Annotated in this window: 19 protein-coding genes and 1 riboswitch; of the genes, 6 read left to right on the forward strand and 13 right to left on the reverse strand. The window is 64.3% G+C overall.

Features of this window, described 5'->3' with window-relative positions; translation table 11 throughout:
* The first annotated feature begins 80 nt into the window (after positions 1-80).
* From FJ490_RS00690 to FJ490_RS00700, 3 genes are read left to right on the forward strand one after another with little or no spacing between them, the layout of a single operon-like run.
* Entirely contained in the window at positions 81-851 is a 771-nt protein-coding gene (locus FJ490_RS00690) for a DeoR/GlpR family DNA-binding transcription regulator (RefSeq protein ID WP_140564337.1), read from the forward strand.
* Positions 852-869: 18 nt separating this feature from the next.
* Positions 870-1628: a triose-phosphate isomerase gene (locus FJ490_RS00695; RefSeq protein WP_140728107.1), complete on the forward strand. Its 759-nt coding sequence runs from the start codon at positions 870-872 to the stop codon at positions 1626-1628.
* A gap of 34 nt (positions 1629-1662) precedes the next feature.
* On the forward strand, positions 1663-2106 hold the full coding sequence (locus FJ490_RS00700; protein WP_140497783.1) for an RpiB/LacA/LacB family sugar-phosphate isomerase: 444 nt from the start codon (positions 1663-1665) through the stop codon (positions 2104-2106).
* On the opposite strand, the gene dhaL is transcribed toward FJ490_RS00700, so the two are convergent.
* The 4 genes from dhaL to FJ490_RS00720 all read right to left on the reverse strand — a co-directional run bounded on the left by dhaL (position 2103) and on the right by FJ490_RS00720 (position 5836).
* Positions 2103-2738, reverse strand: a complete 636-nt coding sequence (gene dhaL, locus FJ490_RS00705; RefSeq protein WP_181165156.1) for a dihydroxyacetone kinase subunit DhaL — start codon at positions 2736-2738, stop codon at positions 2103-2105. The genes FJ490_RS00700 and dhaL overlap by 4 nt on opposite strands.
* Positions 2739-2748: 10 nt before the next feature.
* Positions 2749-3756, reverse strand: coding sequence for a dihydroxyacetone kinase subunit DhaK (locus FJ490_RS00710; RefSeq protein ID WP_140580665.1), 1008 nt, complete (start codon positions 3754-3756; stop codon positions 2749-2751).
* Positions 3757-3851: 95 nt separating this feature from the next.
* Complete coding sequence (locus FJ490_RS00715; protein WP_140728108.1) at positions 3852-4307, reverse strand: 6,7-dimethyl-8-ribityllumazine synthase; 456 nt, start codon at positions 4305-4307, stop codon at positions 3852-3854.
* 76 nt (positions 4308-4383) lie between these two features.
* A riboswitch (FMN riboswitch) is annotated at positions 4384-4586 on the reverse strand.
* A 59-nt stretch (positions 4587-4645) separates the two neighbouring features.
* A complete protein-coding gene (locus tag FJ490_RS00720; RefSeq protein ID WP_140580667.1) occupies positions 4646-5836 on the reverse strand; it encodes an MFS transporter in 1191 nt (396 codons plus the stop codon).
* A gap of 49 nt (positions 5837-5885) precedes the next feature.
* Between FJ490_RS00720 and FJ490_RS00725 the strand changes: the two genes are divergently transcribed.
* Both FJ490_RS00725 and FJ490_RS00730 read left to right on the forward strand, forming a co-directional pair.
* Entirely contained in the window at positions 5886-6425 is a 540-nt protein-coding gene (locus FJ490_RS00725; RefSeq protein ID WP_140497789.1) for an Lrp/AsnC family transcriptional regulator, read from the forward strand.
* A gap of 146 nt (positions 6426-6571) precedes the next feature.
* Positions 6572-7390: a class I SAM-dependent methyltransferase gene (locus FJ490_RS00730; protein ID WP_140580668.1), complete on the forward strand. Its 819-nt coding sequence runs from the start codon at positions 6572-6574 to the stop codon at positions 7388-7390.
* Positions 7391-7471: 81 nt separating this feature from the next.
* Here the strand turns inward: FJ490_RS00730 and FJ490_RS00735 are convergent, their stop codons facing one another.
* Positions 7472-8794: a four-carbon acid sugar kinase family protein gene (locus FJ490_RS00735; RefSeq protein WP_140520887.1), complete on the reverse strand. Its 1323-nt coding sequence runs from the start codon at positions 8792-8794 to the stop codon at positions 7472-7474.
* An 8-nt stretch (positions 8795-8802) separates the two neighbouring features.
* Positions 8803-10053 carry a 3-oxo-isoapionate-4-phosphate decarboxylase OiaX gene (gene oiaX, locus FJ490_RS00740; protein ID WP_140728109.1) on the reverse strand — a complete coding sequence of 417 codons (1251 nt, stop codon included), beginning with the start codon at positions 10051-10053 and terminating at the stop codon, positions 8803-8805.
* Positions 10054-10335: 282 nt separating this feature from the next.
* Here oiaX and FJ490_RS00745 point away from each other — a divergent pair, with 282 nt between their 5' ends.
* The gene (locus FJ490_RS00745) at positions 10336-11049 is read left to right on the forward strand and encodes a transcriptional regulator NanR (protein WP_140514647.1); all 714 of its coding nucleotides are present in this window, start codon (positions 10336-10338) and stop codon (positions 11047-11049) included.
* Positions 11050-11051: 2 nt separating this feature from the next.
* Here FJ490_RS00745 and FJ490_RS00750 read toward each other — a convergent pair whose 3' ends face one another.
* From FJ490_RS00750 to FJ490_RS00780, 7 genes are all read right to left on the reverse strand, one after another.
* Positions 11052-12890 carry a hypothetical protein gene (locus FJ490_RS00750; protein WP_140728110.1) on the reverse strand — a complete coding sequence of 613 codons (1839 nt, stop codon included), beginning with the start codon at positions 12888-12890 and terminating at the stop codon, positions 11052-11054.
* Positions 12887-13921 carry a Gfo/Idh/MocA family oxidoreductase gene (locus FJ490_RS00755; RefSeq protein WP_140580673.1) on the reverse strand — a complete coding sequence of 345 codons (1035 nt, stop codon included), beginning with the start codon at positions 13919-13921 and terminating at the stop codon, positions 12887-12889. The genes FJ490_RS00750 and FJ490_RS00755 overlap by 4 nt, the downstream gene beginning before the upstream one ends.
* A 2-nt stretch (positions 13922-13923) precedes the next feature.
* Positions 13924-14988 carry an ABC transporter permease gene (locus tag FJ490_RS00760; protein WP_140655646.1) on the reverse strand — a complete coding sequence of 355 codons (1065 nt, stop codon included), beginning with the start codon at positions 14986-14988 and terminating at the stop codon, positions 13924-13926.
* Entirely contained in the window at positions 14988-16535 is a 1548-nt protein-coding gene (locus tag FJ490_RS00765; RefSeq protein ID WP_140580676.1) for a sugar ABC transporter ATP-binding protein, read from the reverse strand. Before FJ490_RS00765 ends, FJ490_RS00760 begins: the two co-directional genes overlap by 1 nt.
* On the reverse strand, positions 16532-17176 hold the full coding sequence (locus FJ490_RS00770; protein ID WP_140655649.1) for a DUF2291 family protein: 645 nt from the start codon (positions 17174-17176) through the stop codon (positions 16532-16534). The genes FJ490_RS00765 and FJ490_RS00770 overlap by 4 nt, the downstream gene beginning before the upstream one ends.
* Positions 17177-17252: 76 nt before the next feature.
* Positions 17253-18194, reverse strand: a complete 942-nt coding sequence (locus FJ490_RS00775) for a D-ribose ABC transporter substrate-binding protein (RefSeq protein ID WP_140559315.1) — start codon at positions 18192-18194, stop codon at positions 17253-17255.
* Positions 18195-18469: 275 nt separating this feature from the next.
* Complete coding sequence (locus FJ490_RS00780; protein ID WP_140655651.1) at positions 18470-19297, reverse strand: phosphogluconate dehydrogenase C-terminal domain-containing protein; 828 nt, start codon at positions 19295-19297, stop codon at positions 18470-18472.
* Between the last annotated feature and the right edge of the window lie 62 nt (positions 19298-19359).

The raw sequence follows: 19359 nt of genomic DNA on the forward strand, positions 1-19359 counted from the left end.
TAACAAAAATCATGATAGTTTCAGGAAGAAATATGTTATCTTGTCGAGGAGCCAGCGCCGGTTGGCGGATAACGGCAGCAATGAAGAGCGATAGCAGACGTCAAGGCATCATGGACTTTCTGATGGACGTCGGCGCGGCGAGCGTCGACGATCTTGCCTCACGCTTTGGCGTCTCCAGGATGACGGTGCATCGTGATCTCGACGACCTTGAGGAGAGCGGTTTCCTGCGCAAGGTGCGTGGCGGCGCTTCGATCCAGCCGAGCGGTCTCTTCGAAAGCGATTTTCGCTACCGGCAAAAGCAGGCGACAGGGGAAAAGCAGCGCCTTGCGGCGGCCGCCGTGGCGATGATCGAACCCGGCCAGACTGTCATCATCGACGACGGCTCGACGGCTGGCGGCATCGCACGGCATCTCGCCGATTTCAGGCCGCTGACGGTGATCTCCAACAATCTGGCCGTCATCCAGGACCTGGCCGGCGCCGGGGGCATCGACCTGATTGCGCTCGGCGGCCAGTATAGCAAGAAGTTCCACGGCTTCTTCGGACTGCTTGCCGAGGCTTCGCTGAGATCGCTGCGCGCGGACGTCGCCTTCCTGTCGTCATCGGCTATCCACGGCGCCTCCGCTTTCCACCAGGACCAGGAGGTGGTGCAGATCAAGCGGCTGATGATGGAAGCAGCGACCCGCAAATACCTTCTGGTCGATCACGGCAAGTTCGGCCGCACGGCGCTGCATTTCCTGACCGACCTCGAGGCGTTCGATGCCGTCTTCACCGGTCGCGCGCCTGAGCCCGGAATGCGCGCCGCACTGGATGCCGCCGGCGTTTCGCTGACGGTGGTCGCCAACAAGGATTGAGGATCAAGGAGCGCAGGCGTGGTTTATTGGGTCGGTACAAGCTGGAAGATGAACAAGACGCTCGCCGAGGCGCTGGATTTCGCCGGGGCATTGGCCGGCTTCGTGCCAGGCTTCGACGAGCGCATCCAGCCTTTCGTCATCCCGCCGTTCACGGCGGTGCGCGAGGTCAAGCAGGCGCTGTCGTCGACGCGGGTCAACGTCGGTGCCCAGAACATGCACTGGGCCGATGCCGGGGCCTGGACCGGCGAGATCTCGCCGCTGATGCTGAGCGACTGCGGTCTCGACATGGTCGAACTCGGCCACAGCGAACGGCGCGAGCATTTCGGCGAGACCGATCGTACCGTCGGCCTGAAGACGGCGGCCGCCGTCAAGCACGGACTGATACCACTGATCTGCGTCGGCGAGACGCTGGCGGAGCGCGAAAACGGCAAGGTCGATGCGGTGTTGACCAGCCAGGTCGAGGGTGCATTGCAGTTCCTCGAAGGCGAGGCGAAGGCGGCAAAAATCCTGTTTGCCTATGAGCCGGTCTGGGCGATCGGCGACAAGGGTATTCCGGCCAGCTCCGTCTATGCCGAAAAACAGCAGGCGCTGATCAAGAAAGTGGCCGGCGGCCTGCTGCCGTCCATCCCGCCGGTGCTCTATGGCGGCAGCGTCAATCCCGGCAATGCGGCCGAGCTGATCAGCCAGCCCAGCATCGATGGCCTCTTTATCGGCCGCTCGGCCTGGCAGGCGGAGGGCTACATCGACATCCTCAGGCGCGCCTCGGCGGCGATCTGAACGAACGAAATCTCATTCAAGAAAGGACACGACCATGAAAATAGCCATTGGAGCCGACAGCGCCGGCAAGCCGCTGCTCGATGTCATCGCCGCGCATCTCGCGACAAAATCCGGCCTCACCGTCAGCGACCTCAGCCAGGCCGGCTTTTATGCCGACCTGTCGCAAAAGCTCGCGCAGACGATCATCGACGGCGAGAACGACCGCGGCATCCTGTTCTGCGGCACCGGCATCGGCGTCTCGATCTCGGCCAACAAAGTGCCCGGCATCCGCGCGGCACTCACCCACGACACCTATTCCGCCGAGCGTGCCGCCAAATCCAACAACGCGCAGATCATCACGATGGGCGCCCGCGTCATCGGCCCTGAACTCGCCAAGGCGATCGTCGATACCTGGTTGGCCTCGGAGTTCGACGAGAAGGGGCCGTCGGCCGGCAATGTCCAGGCGATCAACAAGCTCGATGAAGCGAAGCAGGCCTAAGCCAGGTTGTCGCGCAACGCCTCGATGACGGTCACGGCCGAGGCGGCGCCGGGGTCGATATGGCCGAGCGAGCGTTCGCCGAGCCGCGAGGAGCGGCCCTTGGCGGCGATCATGTCCTTGGTCGCCTCCGCCCCCCGGCGCGCCGCGTTCACTGCCGCGTCGAGGCTTTCGGCAAGGCCCTTTCCGGCCGCATTGCTGGCGCCGGCCGCTTCCGCCGCCGGCAACCAGGCGTCGATCATCGTCTTCTCGCCGATCTCGGCCTTGCCGCGATCGCGGATGCCTTGCGCCATCGCCTGGAACAGCGCGACGACATCCGCATCAGCTAGCGTGGTCTTGCCCTTGACGGCAGCGGCGGCGCGCATGAAGGCGGTGGCATAGAGCGGGCCAGACGACGCACCGACCGCGTTGAGGAACGATTTAGCCGCCATGTTGAGAAGCGCGGTCGGCTCGGTCGCCGTCAGGTCGAGTGGCGCCAGCGCGTCGCGCACTGCGTTGAAGCCGAGCGCCATGGCGATGCCGTGATCGGCGTCGCCGATGACGCCGTCGAGCTGGCAGAGCCGGTCCTTGTCGGCTTCGATCGCCACCGCGATCGCATCGAACATTCTCTTCAGGTCAGCGCTATCGATGCTCACGGGTCACTCCTCAGCCGGCGCGGAACATGGCGCAGTCGCACGGATGGTCGAGCATGGTCTGCAACTCGCCATCGAGATGGAACAGCGTCACCGAGGCGCCGGCCATTTCGAGCGACGTGCAGTAATTGCCGACCCAGGTCGCATGGATGGAAACGCCGATGTCGTCGAGACGCTGCTTGACGCGACGGTTCATGATGTAGAGCTCCATCAACGGTGTCGAGCCCAGCGAATTGACCAGCACCGCAACCTTGTCGCCACGCGAAGGCGCCATCTCGGCAAGGATATTGTCCAGCATCTCGTCGCTGATCTCGTCGGCGGTCCCGAGCTTGCCGCGCGCGATGCCCGGCTCGCCATGGATGCCCATGCCGATCTCCATCTCGTCGGCGCCGATCTCGAAATTCGGCCGCCGGGTCTGCGGCAGCGAGCAGGGCGACAGCGCCACGCCCATGGTGAAGGTATGGTCGTTGGCCTTGCGCGCCATGCGCTCGCATTCGTCGAAGGAGAGCATACGATCACAGGCCGCGCCGGCCGCTTTGAAGACGAAGAAATTGCCGGCGACGCCGCGGCGCTTCTGCCGCTGGTCGCGCGGTGCCGAGGCGACATCGTCGGTGGTCAGCACCGTGCGCACCTCGATATCGTCCATGGCGGCCATTTCGGCCGCCATGTCGAAATTCATCACGTCCCCGGCATAGTTGCCGTACGTGAACAGGACGCCGGCGCCGCCGTTCGCCGCCTTGGCGCATTCAAGGATGGGATCGGGTGGCGGCGAGGCAAAGACATTGCCGATCGCCGCCGCGTCCGCCAGGCCCTTGCCGACAAAACCGAGAAAGGTCGGCTCATGGCCCGAGCCGCCGCCGACGACGAGCCCGACCTTGCCGGGACGCGGTCCGTTGCGGGCGATGATCGAGCGCGGGCTGCCGTCCGCGCTCCTGAGATGGCTGGGATGCGCGGCCAGAATCCCCTCTAGCATCTCGTCGACGGCACGGTTGCCGTCATTGATGATCTTCTTGGTCTGCACCGGCATCCTCCCGAACTCGGCATTTTCCCGAGATACTACAGGCTGTTACCGCGATTTCCACCCCGCTCTCGGCTGTTTCAGGCGGCGATGTGCCTTCACGCCGCCAGAATCTGGAGGCATGCGCCGGCCGCTTCCTTGCCCTTTACCTGGAAGTGCTCGAGGAAGAAGCGGTGGTGCTCGGAGCTGTCGTGGTAATTGTGCGGCGTCAGTACCGCCGAAAGCACCGGCACGCCGGTCGTCAACTGCACATTCATCATGCCGTCGATGACCGCGCCGGCGACGAATTCGTGCCGGTAGATGCCGCCATTGACGACGAAGGCAGCGCCGAGGATCGCGGCGTAGCGACCCGTCTCGGCCAATGTCTTGGCGTGCAGCGGGATCTCGTAGGCGCCGGGCACGTCGAAGATTTCGACGGCAAAGCGGCCGTCGCCCAGTGCAGCAAGCTCCGCCTCGAAGGCAGCGACACACTGGTCGACGATATCCGCGTGCCAGCGCGCCCTGACAACGGCAACGCGGGTCGTTTCATAGTCTTTGTGGGAATGCTGATTCATGGGTCCATCCTTCCGTTTCGAACCAGAATCAGGACGCACGATACGAAAACCGGCCGCCGGGGCGGTCCGTCTTCCGTTTCGTTCTCTTCCATCCGGACTGTAACCGTCGGCTCCGGAATCACACCGGATCTGCTGACCCTTCCGGTTTTGCCGGAAAGCGCTCGCGGGCTTGGGTCCCGCGCATGACCCCGAAAACCGGACCGGTTTTCGGAAAGAAATCATGCGCAATCAGGAGTCCTTACCGCCGGTGGGGACTTTCACCCCGCCCTGAGAACATTAACGGCTTTGTATGGAAGGGCAGGGGCGCCGCTGTCAACCGCGCGCGGGCTGGTGGCCCATCACGTCCTGTGTGGCTGGCGCGTGCGCCAGGCGGCGGCCGAAGCCGCGACCAGCATCAGCAACGCCGCCACCATTGCCGATGCGGCAAAGCCGAAATCCGAATATAGCGGCCCGAAGCCGGTGGTGCCGACAAAGACCGCCAGATATGTCACCGCGCTGTTCAGGCCCATGATCGTGCCGCGCCGTGACGGATCGAGCGCCGACAGGCGCATCACCAGCACGTTCAATCCGAAATGATTGGCGAGACCCCAGGCCGCCACCATGGCGAGCGTCATGCCATAGCTGTTGCTTGTTGCGGCGATCGCGACATAGACGATGGCGACGAGCAGGTAAGCGAAGGGCATGACGCGGCGAGCCCCCAGACGATCGATGATGCCGTCGAAGAGCGCCGCCGTGCCGAACCCGGCGCCATAGGCGAGTGCGGCCAGGCCGTTGGCGCTGACCGGCTGGCCCAGCCCGCTGTGCAGATGATCGCCAAGATAGCCATAGACACCGTAGAAGGCGGTCATGAAAGCGCCGCAGGCGATCAGAAGCGGCACGATGCCGGGAATGCCGAGCGCCTCGAGCGGCGCTGGAGCCGGGCCGGCCTTTCTGACATCCGGGAGTGACGATGCGGTAAGGCTGCCAAGCGCCAGCGCCGCCAGCAGCGCCACGGCGGCGAAGACGGCCCGCCAGTGCACGAGATCGGCAAGCACCGCCGACAGCGAAACGCCGGCCACCATGCTGAGCGTCCATCCGGTCAGCACAACGCCGATCGTTCCGCTTTCCCGTCCAGGTGGGGCAATCGCCGCGGAACTGGCATAGATTGCCGGCATGGCGACGCCGGCGGCGATGCCGGTGAGAAGCTGCGCAGCGACCAGCGCCATCACCGTCGGCGCCACCGCGCTTGCGACAAGCGCCAACGTCAGCAACAGCAAGGCCGCCTGAAGCATCCGGCGCGCGCCGACCCGGTCGATGTAGCGTGCCAGGAACAGGGCGCTCGCCGAGGTGCCGAGGCCGAAGGCGGCGGCCGCCATCATAACGACAGGCACGCTGGTCGCGAACGACACGGCCACGGCGGGAGCAATTGGACCCAGCACCAGGGAGTTCGAGCCGATGACGGCGATGCATCCGGTCAAGAGATAGGCCAGCGCCGGGATGGGCGGCCGGGCATTCGCACCCAGGGTTGCTGCTTGATCGCTGTTCGACATATATTCATAATGGCCGTATTTTATTCGGCTACAATCGGGAATTTCCACTATGGACGAAGAAACAAATGGCATTCCGCAGAACAGGCCGGCGCCCCGCGATCTCGACGCGATCGACAGAAAGATATTAGGCGTTCTCGTCGACGACGCCACGGTCAGCTATGCTGAGCTTGGCGATCGTGTCGGCCTCTCGCCGCCCGCCGCGCATGAGCGCGTCAAGCGCCTTCGGCGCAGCGGCGCCATTCGCGGCACGGCTGCCATCATCGACCCCAAGGCGGTCAAGAAGCCGCTGCTGGCATTCGTGCATATCGACACCAAGGGCTGGGGCAAGACGCCGGAGCTGATGGCGGTTTCGCAATATCCGGAGGTCGAGGAGATCCACACGGTTGCGGGCGACACCTGCATGCTGCTGAAGGTCCGCACGGAGGACACGCGGGCGCTCGAAGGCCTGCTGTCGCGCCTCTACGAGACACCCGGCGTCACCTCGACGCGCAGCTACGTGGTGCTGTCGACCTATCTCGAGCGGCCGGTGCAGCCCGGCGTCACGACGCAGTGGCCGGCGCCCAGGCACATGGCCGAGCCCCTGTACTAAGGCCTGATGCCGATAGCGAAGCGGTTTTCGGACGACGTCATGCTCTATCTCTTTGATTTGGAGCTGGACTGGTCGTCTCCGCCGAAAACGGCGCAAAACAAGCAATGATATGCTAATCTCCCGAGCCTCTAGGCAGAGGGCGGGTGATGGCAACGCTGGAAACGGACAAGGTATTCGCTGGCTCCATACCGGAAAACTACGACCGCTATATGGTGCCGTTGATTTTCGAGCCGTTCGCTGCGGATCTTGTAGCGCGAGCAGCGTCCCTGTCGCCCGCCGCGGTTTTGGAGACGGCCGCCGGCACCGGGGTCGTTACCCGAGCATTGGCGCCGAAATTGTCTCCCGGCGCAAGCTATACCGTAACCGACCTCAACCAGCCGATGCTCGACTACGCCGCTTCGCGACAACCTCCCGACGGTCGCATCACATGGCGTCGGGCGGACGCCTTGGCGCTGCCGTTTGAAGATGCGGCCTTCGACCTCGTCTGCTGTCAGTTCGGTGCGATGTTCTTTCCCGACCGGCCATCTGCCTACCGCGAAGCCAGGCGTGTCCTGAGGCCGGGCGGACATTTCCTGTTCAGCGTATGGGATCGCATCGAGGAGAACGTCTTTGCCGATGATGTGACGAATGCTCTCGCAAGGATCTTCCCCGACGATCCGCCGCGCTTTCTGGCACGCACACCCCATGGCTACCACGACAAGGCAGTGATCCGTCACGAGCTGGAGGATGCTGGGTTCTCCGGTGTAATGATCGAGACGAGAGCCGAACAAAGCCGTGCATCCTCGCCGCGCCTTCCCGCCGTCGCTTATTGCCAGGGAACTGTGCTTCGCACCGAAATCGAGGCCCGGGAGGCTGGGAAGCTGCAAGCCGCGACCGACTACGCCGCATCCGCGATTGCAGACAGACATGGCAGCGGCGCGGTGGCCGCCAAAATTCAGGCCCACGTCATCATGGCAACGGCTTAGAGCAATTCCAGGAAAAGTGTGTACGGTTTCCCGGGAAAAGCGCGTAGCGCTTTCCCTATGGAATTGCGCAAAAACAAACATCTAGCTTCCCAGCCGGATCGTCTCGAAATAGGCGTCGGTGCCGACCTGGCCGCCCTTGAGCGCGATTTCGAGTCCATCGATCGCACCGCCGCCATGGGCGACACAGAGCGGTGATCCCGGCGATTGCGGCAACGGCATGCGCACGGTCAGCGCGTCGATGGCCAATTGTCCGAGCGCGTGACTGGAGGTGTCGCCACCGGCGATCACCGCGCGCTTGAGTTTCTGTTCCACGATCAGCCGGCGCAGGATTGTTCCCAGCGCTCGCCCGAGCGTGTTTCGCGCACCTTCGATCCGGTCGATCTCGGCGCCACGGTCGGCCTGTGGGCCAAGCGCGGTGTAGAGGATGACGCTGCGCCCCGCAGCCAGGCTTGCCAATCCGCTCGCGACGGCGCGCTCGATTGCCTCCTTGGCGCCCTCCGTGACCAGTTGCATGGCATCCATCTCGACGCCGTCGAAACCGTGGGCAAGGGCGTGGCGGATCTGCTTTTCGGTGGTCGGCGACACGCTGCCCGAGACCACCGCGAGGCGGTCTACCGGTCCCGGCGGCGCGAACGACGCCTGCCCGGAGGCAATGCCTTTGCCGGCCCATTCGGCAAGCAAGGCATATTCGACGCCCGAGGATCCGACGACGAAGCCATGGCCTTGGTCATGGATGCGCCAGATCTGTTCGCCGACGCGTCTCTGTGTCTGGCGGCTTTCGACATCAAACAGGATGATCGCCCTGTTTTGCACGGCCTGGTCGACCGTTTGCGCGAGATCGTCGGTCTGCAATGCAGCCAGGTCGACAAGGCCGGAGCTGAGACTGGTCTGGCGCGAGAGATGCACGAGCAGGTCTGCTTCGTTCATCGGCGTCACCGGATGCCTGCTCATCACCGGATGCCTGTCGATGCGGAAATACTCGCCGCGGAACGCCGCGAAAAGATTGCCGAAGGCCGTGTAGCGCTTGAGCTGCGGCGCGCCGACGACCATCGGCACGCTACTCTGGCCGAAGATGCGCCGGCCGATCTCGATGGCGCGGCCGATATTGCCGACCGTCGGGCTGGAATCGAAGGTCGAACAGATCTTGTAATGGCAGATCGCCGCTTCGAGGCTCTTCAGCCATTCGAAGGCGGGCGCCAGATTCTGCTCCATCCATTGCGGCGTTTCGCTTCGGCTGGTGCCGGCCAGTCCGACGGCGCGGCAATGGAAAAATCGCGCCAGCAGGCGCTCATCGGGCCGACGCATGAACAGCACCGTCGGCACGCCGCCGAGCTCGAGCGCCTCCATGACATCCGTCGAGCCGGTGAGGTCGTCGCCATAATAGCTCAGGAGCAGGTTCTGCATGGCTTCGCTCAGGCCGCCTTGCCGTCGCTGAATTTCTCGATCGAGCGTGCCAGCTCGGCATGGTCGCGCGCGAATTCGTCGAGGGCAATGCCCTCGACCGCGGCCTGCCACGCTTGCAGCACCGCGCGCACCCCGGCGCCGGGCCCGTCCGGATGGCTGACGATGCCGCCGCCGCAGAGATAGAGGAGATCGACCGTGCGGCCGGTGCGCTCATAGGTCTCGGGCGCCTGGCCGCCCCATTGGCCGGAGCAGGCCACGGGCAGCGCGCAATCGTCTGATGAAAACAGCGGCGTGGTCACCGCTTCGAAGGAGCGGATGAAAGAATCGTCCGGCTCCCAGTATTTCGAGCCGATACCGTTGATCTGGAACTGGTCGACGCCGAGCAGCCGCCAGAATTGCTGCCATACCTTGAAATCCATGCCGAGGCCGGGATGGCGGGTGAGAATGTCCCAGCCATTGCGGTGCGCATGCAGCACCAGCCCGGAGCGCTTCCTGAGGAAAGCCATGCCGCCGAATCCGATGGAGTTGATGTTGACGACCGCGCAATTGCCGCCGGCTTCGAGCACCAGATCGTGGTTGCGCATCATCTCGTCGGGATCGGCATGCGAGATTCCGAAGGCGTACATTACTTTCTTGCCGGTCTTTTGCTCGTGGTCACGGATCAGCGGCATGATCGCCTTCACCCGCTCAGCGAGCGGCGAATAGGCCGGGCTCATCAGCTTCTCGTCGTCCTTGATGAAATCGACGCCGGCTTCGATCAGTTCGCTTACCATCGCGGCTGTCTCGTGCGGCCTGAGGCCAAGCGCCGGCTTGACGATGGTGCCGATGATGGGACGGCCCTCGACCCCGGTCAGCCTGCGGCTGCCGGCAACGCCGAATTGCGGGCCGGGATGGGCGCCCCGGTATTGTTCCGGCAGCTTCATGTCGATGACCCGGATACCGGACAGGCCCCTGATCGAATAGGTGCCGCTGATGGCGATCGTCATCAGCGCCGACAGGTCGGTGCCGATGGCGTCGAACGGGAAGCCGATATCGACATCGGCGCGCCGGAAGGGGCCGTTCCCGGATCCGGGAAGCGACGGCTGCTCGGCATCGGGCAGGGGCCTGATCGCCAGCACACGAGCCGCCACACGCGCCTTTAATTCCTCGGTCTCGCCGGGCAGTGGGACGAAGGTGCCGGTCGACTGGTCGCTCGCGATCTTGGCCGCCAGCGCTTCGATGCTGCCAGAGGTTTCGATGCGATAGGTAAGCGTGATCATGGTCTGTCGGCCGCTCGAAAAGGGTTCGAAAAAAGTTTTGTCGCGCAGGAAATCTGGTATAATGAGTACCTAAGTATTGCAAGCAATATCCCGACTTCGGCAAGAGGGCCGGCTTCGGCAATTCCGGGAAATGAGCGGCGTTTTTCGTTCGGAATGCCTGGAACAAACAGCTGGCGCGGCTTGGCGATTGCATGAAATCGCGGGACCGCTCCAGGCGCAGGCATTCCGGTAATCCTGCCTGGAATGCTAAACAGGAACCGGGCCAGGGAGTGATTCGTCACGATGAACCGTTCGGAGCCGATCGTCCGGCGCAAACTTTCCGACGAAGTCTTTGCAAGGCTGAAGCGGCTGATCACCAGCGGCGAGCTGCAGCCGGGCGACGACATGCCGTCCGAACGCGAGTTGATGGAGCGCTTCGAGGTCGGCCGGCCGGCGATCCGCGAGGCCATGCAGGCGCTGAGCAATATGGGACTGGTCGCCATCTCGCATGGCGAGCGCGCCAAGGTGCTGCAACTAACCGCCAAATCGATCATCAAGCAGGTCGACGGCGCGGCCAAGATCATCCTGTCTTCATCCAGGGACACGCTGGAGCACCTGAAGACGGCGCGCATCTTCTTCGAGCGCGGCATGGTCAGGGAAGCCGCGGAAAAGGCGACCGCCGAGGATGTGCAGCGGCTCAGGGCAACGGTGGCCGAGCAGCGCGCCGCGCGCGGTGATTCCGAAGCCTTCATCTCCGCCGACATGAAGTTCCACACCCAGATATCGGCGATATCGGGCAATCCGATCTATGTCGCCGTCAGCGAAGCCACGCTCGGCTGGCTGAAGGAATACCACACCGAGATGCTGATCTGGACCGGCAAGGAACAATACACGCTTACCGAGCATGAGGAGATCATCGACCGCATTGAGCACCGTGATGCCGACGGCGCCGAAAAGGCGATGATCAAGCATCTCGAACGCTCGCGTGCGCTCTATGTGATGAATTCCGATAAGTAGCTCTAGCCAACCCGGACAATGGCGTAGGGCGACATCGTAAGATGGCCCTGACCCAGTGCCGAAACATCAACCGGGACGTCGTTCGCCGTCAGGTTCGCCAGCCAGACGGCAATGTCGCCCGAGGCGGCGCGACCGGCCAGCGCCGCAACACGCGTCTCGTCGCTTGTTTTCGCGGCAACATGCGCGAGCCCAGCCAGTTCGCAAAGCCCTTGGACGGCCCGGAAAATCGGCCGCGGCGATCCCTCGGCGACAGGTTCGCCGGATGCGGCCAGCACGCCGAATGGTCCGGTGATGCTGGACAGTGTCAGCATCTCCAGCCCGGCCGGCGCGACGCGCGCGGCATAGCCAATGGTCCAGGCGGCGGCAAACTGCGCGGCATGGCGGGGATCACGGTTCGCCATGGCAATGCGTTGGCCGGCAAAATTGTCCTTGGTCGCGCCGCCATAGGGGTTCTGTCGCATGGCAATGGTCGACGGGCCGATCCGGTAAGGCTTGTCGCCGAAGATCTTGCGGGTGGACCGGGTGATGAAGGGCAGCGCCTCCAGCGATTGCATGACGCTGAGATCGTCGGCGGCGTGAACGATCGGACAGGTGCAGTGCGTGACGAAATCGAGTTGGTCGGCGGGCACGCGCTTACGGTTGAGCTCGGTGAAATAGCTGAACATGCCGCCGCCGAGGCGGATCCCGGGAAAGGCGCGCCGCGCCGCGGCATAGATTTCTTCCAGCGGCGGGCATGCCGGCCAGGCGCTGCCCGGCGGCGTCGACTGGCGGTCGACCGAAGGCGAGACGGCAACCGCATCGAGCCGCAGGCCGACCCGGCGCACCATATGGGCGACATCGGAGAATTCGGCATCGAGGTCGCCCGTGCAGGCCACCACGCATTCGAGCGTGGTCGAGGCGGGATGCGCCGCGGCGAGCCGGGCATGGGCGCGCAGCGCGTCCAGGCCGTGGCCGCGCGTCGGATCGAAGTGGAACAGGAGTTGCTGCGGACCGAGCCTTGCGAGCATCGGCAGTTCGGCCAGCGTTGCCTCGACGTCCTCGGGATAGACGATCACGCCGACATCGGGCAGCCTCGGCCCGGTCTCGCCGAGTTCGATGCGGACCGGTTCGGCACTCGCGGTCGCGGCGGGCATCCCGGCGCTGCCGGTGAGGCGCAGGGTCACCGTCTGGCGCAGCGGTTCGCCGGCCGGCAGCACATAGGGCCACGGCAAGGCCAGCGGCCGCACATAGGTCTTGTAGGAGGCGTCCGACCAGTTGCGCTGGTCCTCCATTTCGAAAGTATCGCCTTCCGTCCTGCATTCGGCGCTGACGCCGGGACGCACTGCATGGGTGATGGCACGCAGGTCCTTGAAGGGCTGCCATGGGTCGATCAGATCAGGCAGTTCCGTGTCCACCACCCTGCCATCGGTGTGCTCCACCGTCACCGGGCTGCCGGCGAGGCCGGCGATCGGATGCAGGATGCAGAAGCCGCAGCGGTTGGTCTCGAAATCGCTCTCCGGCAGTGCGGCCACATCGAAGACCAGCCTGCCGTCGGCGGAGCCTTCGATCGTCGCGTGGAAGCGCAGGCTGCTGCCGCCCGGGCCGGTGCAATTCGCCTCATAGCTTACCGAGAAACGGTCGACCTTCTGGTCGATGGTCAGGTCCGTGAGCTCCGGCTCATAAGTGCCCCAGTCGCGGTCGCGTACGATATAGGCGATGGCGCGCAGCACTTCGGTGCCGGCATGCCGGATGGTGCGCAGATTGCCATTGACCAGCTCGGCACTCAGCGCGCCCGCCTGCAGCAGGATCGGTGCCGCTTCGGCCGCCCGTGTGCCGTAAAGATCGAACACGTCGGCCGTCATTGCAGCAAGGCTTCGATCTGCACCGGTTCGCGGCTCGCAGCACCCGCATAGGCGGCCTCGACCAGGGCGAATGTCTTCAGATTGTCGGCGCCCGAGGTCGCCGGCTCCTTGCCGCCGACAAGGCAGTCGACCCAGTGCCGCTGGATGGCCAGCACGCTTTCCTGGATGTTGTGCCATGGCCGCGAGGCCCAGGGCAGGAGCGGCGGCGAGACATCGCTCACTCTGGTTCCGCTCTTGCCGGTGACGGTCAGCCGGTAGCCCTGCGCCAGCCGGATCGTGCCGTCGACGCCGTCGAGCTCGATAAGTGTTTCCGGGAACGGCTCGGTGGCAAGCTTCGTCGCATAGCTGCAATCGACAACCGACGTGGCGCCGCCGGCATGATCCATGAGCATCGTCGCCACATCCTCGCCGGCGATCGCGGGGTTGATGCGTGTGGTCCGCGCGGTCAGGCTCGTGACGTCGCCGAGCAGGAAGCGGGCGATGTCGAGGATGTGGATGCCGAGGTCCTCGATGATGAAGCGTTTTCCGGTCGCCAGATAGGGCTGGCCGGAAAACACGTCATAGCCGGAGCGGAAGGAGATGCGGCCGAAGAACGGCGTGCCGATCTCGCCCTTGTCGAGCAGGGCGCGCACCGCCTGGATCGGCGACTGCCAGCGGAAGTTCTCATGCACCATAAGCGGCACGCCGGCCTTGGCACAGGCTGCGACCATCGCCTTGGCATCGCCAAGCGTCGGCGCGAACGGCTTCTGGCAGATGACGGGAACACCATGCGCGGCCGCCATCTCGACCAGCGGTCGATGGCTGCCGACAGTGGTGGCGATGTCGACGAAGTCGAGCGTCTCGGCGGTGAAAAGTTCCGCCGCATCGGTGTAGCGCCGCGCCACGCCGAACTGGTCGCCGACGATCCGCAACCGCTCCGGATCGCGGTCGCAGATGGCGACGATCGAGGCGCCCTCTATGTCGCGCCAGGCATGCATCTGGTTGACGGCGAAGAAGCCGCAACCGATCAGCGCTCCACGCAACTCCGCCATGCTCAGCCCGCCTTTGCCATCTGCATCAGGGTAACGCGCTGCTGCAGCCGGCGCTGCGCCTGGTCGACGACGACGGCGACGATGATGACGAGGCCCTTGATCACCATCTGCCAGAACGAGCTCACGCCCATCATCACCAGCCCGTCCGAAAGGATGCCGATGACGAAGGCGCCGACGATGGTGCCGCCGATCGTGCCGCGGCCGCCCGACATCGAAGTGCCGCCAAGCACCGCCGCGGCGATGGCGTTGAGCTCAAAGCTCTCGCCCGTCGCCGGATGCGAGGCCATCAGCTCCGACGAGATGATCAGCCCGACGATTGCCGCGCAGAAGCCGGAGAACATGTAGACGAACATCTTGACCATGTTGACGCGCACGCCCGAGATGCGCGCGGCGCGCTCATTGCCGCCGACGGCGAAGATGTGGCGGCCAAGCGGCGTGTAGCGGGCGAGATAGGCCGCCCCCAGCGCCACCACGATCAGGATCCAGATCGAGACCGGCAGGCCGAGCAGCCGGCCGGCACCCAGGAAGCCGAAGCCGGTGGTGCCGAGTTCCGGCTTGCCGACGAGATTGGGGAAAGTGCGGCCGTCGGAGGAAAGCAGCGCGAAGCCGCGCGCCACATAGAGCACGCCGAGCGTGGCGATGAAGGGCGCGACGTTGAGCCTGGTGATCAGCAGCCCGTTGACGGCGCCGATCAGCATGCCGACCGCGAGCGTGATCAAGGCGATCTCGACGACATTGAAATAGATGGTGTAGCCGATCTGCAGGTCGATGCCGTTGAGCACGACGTAGCCGGCCACCATGCCGCACAGGCCGACGATCGAGCCAACCGAAAGGTCGATGCCGCCGGTGATGATGACGAAGGTCATGCCCATGGCGAGAAAGGCATTGAGCGCCACGTGCTTGGCCATCAGGATCAGATTGGCGGCCGACAGGAAGTTCGGCGCGGCGATCGAGAAGAACACCAGCACAGCGATCAGCGCAATGAAGGTTCTGAGCTTCATCAGCGTCAGCAGCGCCGAGCCGCTGGAGGCGGAGGAAGCGGCCGCCCTGGCCGGAATGTCAGTCATCAGCGTTGCTCCCCATGTGCGGCCGGTCCGTGGCCCAGCGCGGACGCGGCGACGATCGCCGCCTCCGTCGCTTCGGCGCGGTCGAACATGCCGGTCAATCTGCCATTGCTCATCACCGCGATGCGGTCGGACAGCGCCATCACCTCATCGAGGTCCGAGGTGGCGAACAGGATGCCCAGCCCGTCGCGCGAAAGCTTGCGCATGGTGCGGAAGACATCGGCCTTGGCGCCGACATCGATGCCGCGGCTGGGCTCGTCCATCAGAAGCACTTTCGGTCCGGTGAGCAGCGCCTTGCCGATCACCACCTTCTGCTGGTTGCCGCCCGACAGCGACGAGACCTCCTGCGCCGGGTCGGCGACCTTGATTGCGAGTTCCCGCACCATCTGCATCACGGCCTGCCGCTCGGCGCCGCCTCGGATGTGAAACAGGCGCACGAAGCGCGACAGGCTCGCCATCGTCAGGTTGCTGGCGACCGACAGGATCGACACCAGGCCCTCGCGCTGGCGGTCCTCGGGGATCAAGGCCAGCCCTCGCTGGATGCGGCGCGTCGTGTCGCGATCCTTCACCTGCTTTCCGGCGATGAAGATCCTGCCGCTGGCATGGCCGTGACGGCCCATGATGCAGTCGAACAGCTCGCTGCGCCCCGCGCCCATCAGCCCGTATATGCCGAGAATCTCGCCGGCGCGCAGCGACAGCGAGACGTGGTCGACCGCCAGCCCGCCGGTGACGCGTGGCAGGCAGATCTCCTCGGCGCGGAAGATTTCCGCGCCCGGCACATGGCCGTCGGCCTTGGCGAAGTCCTTGGCGTCCGAGCCGATCATCTGCCGCACGATCCACTGCGTATCGACGTTTTTCATCTGCTCCTGGCCGGTGATGCGGCCGTCGCGCAGCACGGTGATGTAGTCGCCGATGCGGATCAGTTCCTCCAGCCGGTGGGAGATGTAGACGATGGCGACGCCGCGCGCCTTGAGGTCGGCGATCACCTTGAACAGGATCTCGACTTCGGCGGCGCTCAGCGCCGAGGTCGGCTCGTCCATGATGAGGATCTTGGCGTCGAGCGAAACCGCCTTGGCGATCTCGACCAGTTGCTGCTGGCCGATGCGCAGATCCTCGACCAGCATGTCGGGCCGGATGCCGGCTTCCAGCCGCTCCAGGAATTCACCGGCCCGGCGCTCCTGTTCCTTGCGGTCGATCTTGCGGAAGCGGTTGGTGATCTCGCGCGTGGCGAAGATGTTCTCGGCGACCGACAGGTTGCCGAACAGGTTCAGCTCCTGGAACACCATGCCGATGCCGCGGTCGACCGCATCTCCCGACGACGAGAAAGAGACCTCTTCGCCTTCGAGCAGGATGCGCCCTACGGTCGGCTGCTCGACGCCGGCGATGATCTTCATCAGCGTCGACTTGCCGGCGCCGTTTTCGCCGACCAGCACGTTGACCGCGCCCTTGCGCACTTCGAAATTCGCCTGCTTGACCGCGACCGTGCCGGCATAGACTTTCGAGACATCCTCCAGCTTGAGGATGACGTCATGGCCATTGGCCTGGCTCATGGCTTCGGCCCGATCTCGGCCTCAGCCGGCGTCACCAGCGGCAGGTCCTGGCCGCCTTCGATCGTATAGGCGCCGAGCACCTTGGCGGTGCGGCCTTCCAGCGCCTCGCGCGGCAGCTTGGAGAGCATCGTCTTGGCCGCATGGGCGTTGAAAGCCTTGCCGAACTGGGCGAAGTCGATCTGGTTGGTGAAGTCGTTGAACTGGACGAAGTCGAGGCTGTCGCGCAGTGCCGTGCCGCGCATCGCCGGCCCGATCTGAACGCGCGCGTCCGCCTTGCCGTCACCGTCGGCGTCGACATCGATGGTGGCCGCGCGCGACTGCGTGTTTGCCGCGACGATCTTGCCCTCGACGCGCACGGCGAACGTCCATGGCGAATTCGCCTGCTTCTTCGGATTGCCGTATTTGGCGCCGGCCGCGGCCGGATCGGTCTTCGCCAGCGCATGGACCTCGGCGAACGGTCCAGCCTTCTGCTGCAGATAGGGAATGACTTTCGCCGCCCAGATGTCCTCGACCATCTTGTCAGGGTTGAAGGCGGAGGCATTGCCGTCGCCTTGCGCCGATGGCGTCGGAAGGATCTTGCAGGCGCTGAGCGCGATGCCGGCGGTCAGGGCAAGGATCGGCCAACTCGGCTTTTTCTGCATGGCGGTCGAGGCATCCTGGTGAAAAGGAGCGAGGGACGAACCTCGGTTCGCCCCCCGCTGTTCGCGTTGCGCCGGCTCAGTTCTTGAGCGCGAAGGTTTCCAGCTTGGCGGCATTGTCGCCATTGATGAGCACGCAGTCCATCAGCTGCTTTTCCTTCTCGGGCGACTTCTTGTTCTTGATGAAGTCGTTGGCCTGTTCGACCGCCATCTGCGCCTGGGCATAGGCCGGCTGCAGCACCGTCGCCTTGATGCCGCCCGAGGTGATGGAATCGCGCACGTCGTTCGATCCGTCGAAGCCAACGACGATGACGTCCTTGCGGCCGGCCGCGGCAAGCGCCGCATAGGCGCCCATCGCCATCGTGTCGTTGCCGGAGATGACGCCCTTGATGTCAGGATTGGCCTGCAGGATCGATTCCATCTTGGAATAGGCCTCGGTCTGGCTCCAATTGGCCGATTGCTGCGCGACCATCTTCAGGTCCGGATAGTCGTCGATGACGTCGTGATAGCCCTTGGAGCGGATGCCGGCATTGGTGTCGGATTCCTTGCCGACCAGCTCCACGAAATTACCCTTCTCGCCCATCAGCTTGACGAATTCCTGCGCGCCGAGCTGGGCGCCCTGGTAGTTGTTGGAGACGATCTGAGCCACCGCGACGCCGGTGGCGTTGATCTCGCGGTCGATAAGGAAGGAGGGGACGCCGGCCTCCTTGGCCTTCTGCACGGCGGCGACGGTGGCGTCGGCACCGGCATTATCGAGGATGATCGCCTTCGCGCCGCGGCCGATCGCGGTGTCGATCAGTTCGGACTGCTTGTTGGCGTCGTCGTCATGCACCAGCACCAGCGCCTCGTAGCCCAATTCCTTGGCCTTGGCTTCGGCGCCGACGGCTTCCGCCTTGAAGAAGGGATTGTCGTGCGATGGGGTGATGATGGCGATGAGATCCGCCGCGTAGGCGGGCATCGCCGTGCCGAGTGCCAGCACGCCTGCGAAGGCGGCAAGCGTCATTCTACGTGTCAGTTTCATGAAGTCCTCCCGTTGAAACCCCTGCCTCGATCGTTTCGAGGCCTCTATCTACGATTGAATTCGTCAGGCAGGGCCGGCAGCGCGCCGCCCGGATTTCAGAGCCGATCGCCGGCTGTCATCCGAACTGCTCCTCGCTCCGCTCCCGCCGTCCTCACTCGCATCAACTTCAAACTTCCAACGAAGCATGACCGATCCGAGTCCGGGAACAGCTAAAGCTAACTGGTATAATGAGTCAACCACTAATTCAGGTGATCTGTATCTAAGCGGCGGCCCGCTCAGGTAATCCGCTGGATGCTGGCTGCGATCTCTTCCGGTTCGAAGACCCGCTTCCAGTCGTCGCGCATCAGCACCGGCTTGCCGAATTCGATGGCCTTGTTGCAGGCGTCGGAGAACACACCTTTGGTTTCGCCGAAGATTACGGCGCCGAGCACATTCATGTGGCCGAGCAGGAAATCGAGGGCCGCCTGCTGGTCGACGCCGCGCGCCACGACCTCGTCGACAGCTTCCTTCATGACCACCAGCAGCGAGGCGCACACGGTCTCCGAAAGGCCGGGCTCGAGCAGCGCCATCTGTTCGACGGAGACGCGGTGCGAGCGCATCACCGGCGCCCAGATGATCTTGGCAATGGCCTCGCCCTTGGCGTAGTCCGCTTCCGGTCCCTGCATCAGTGCGCTGACCATGTGCTGCTTGGCCTTGACGCCGCCGAAATAATCTTTCTTGGCCGCCATGTCGGTTTCGTCGTTGAAGATCGGCGGATGGCAGGGGTGGGTGACGAAGTAGGTCAGGTCGGGACGATCAGGCAAATGGCCGGCAAACGGCGCCGCGGCATCGAGAACGATCACCATCGTGCCCGGCGCAAGCTTGCTTTCGATGCTTGCCGCGACCTTGCCGATATGGGTGTCCGGAACTGCCAGGATCACCACCTCGGCGCCGTCCAGCGCCTCGTCGGCACCGACCGTATCGAAGCCAAGCCCGGTCTTCAGCCGCTCGCGCCCGGCCTCGCTGACCTCGACATGGCGGATCGTATAGGGCGAGCCGCGGAAATTGGTCGAAAGGCGGTAGCCCATTTTGCCGCCGGCACCGAACAGCGCGATCGTCGTCATCTAGCTTTGCTCCTAAATATTGAACGATGGTCTCGCCAATCGTCACCTTATATACTGGTATG

Origin of the sequence: Mesorhizobium sp. B2-5-11, from assembly GCF_006440835.1 — a bacterium.
Classification (GTDB): domain Bacteria; phylum Pseudomonadota; class Alphaproteobacteria; order Rhizobiales; family Rhizobiaceae; genus Mesorhizobium.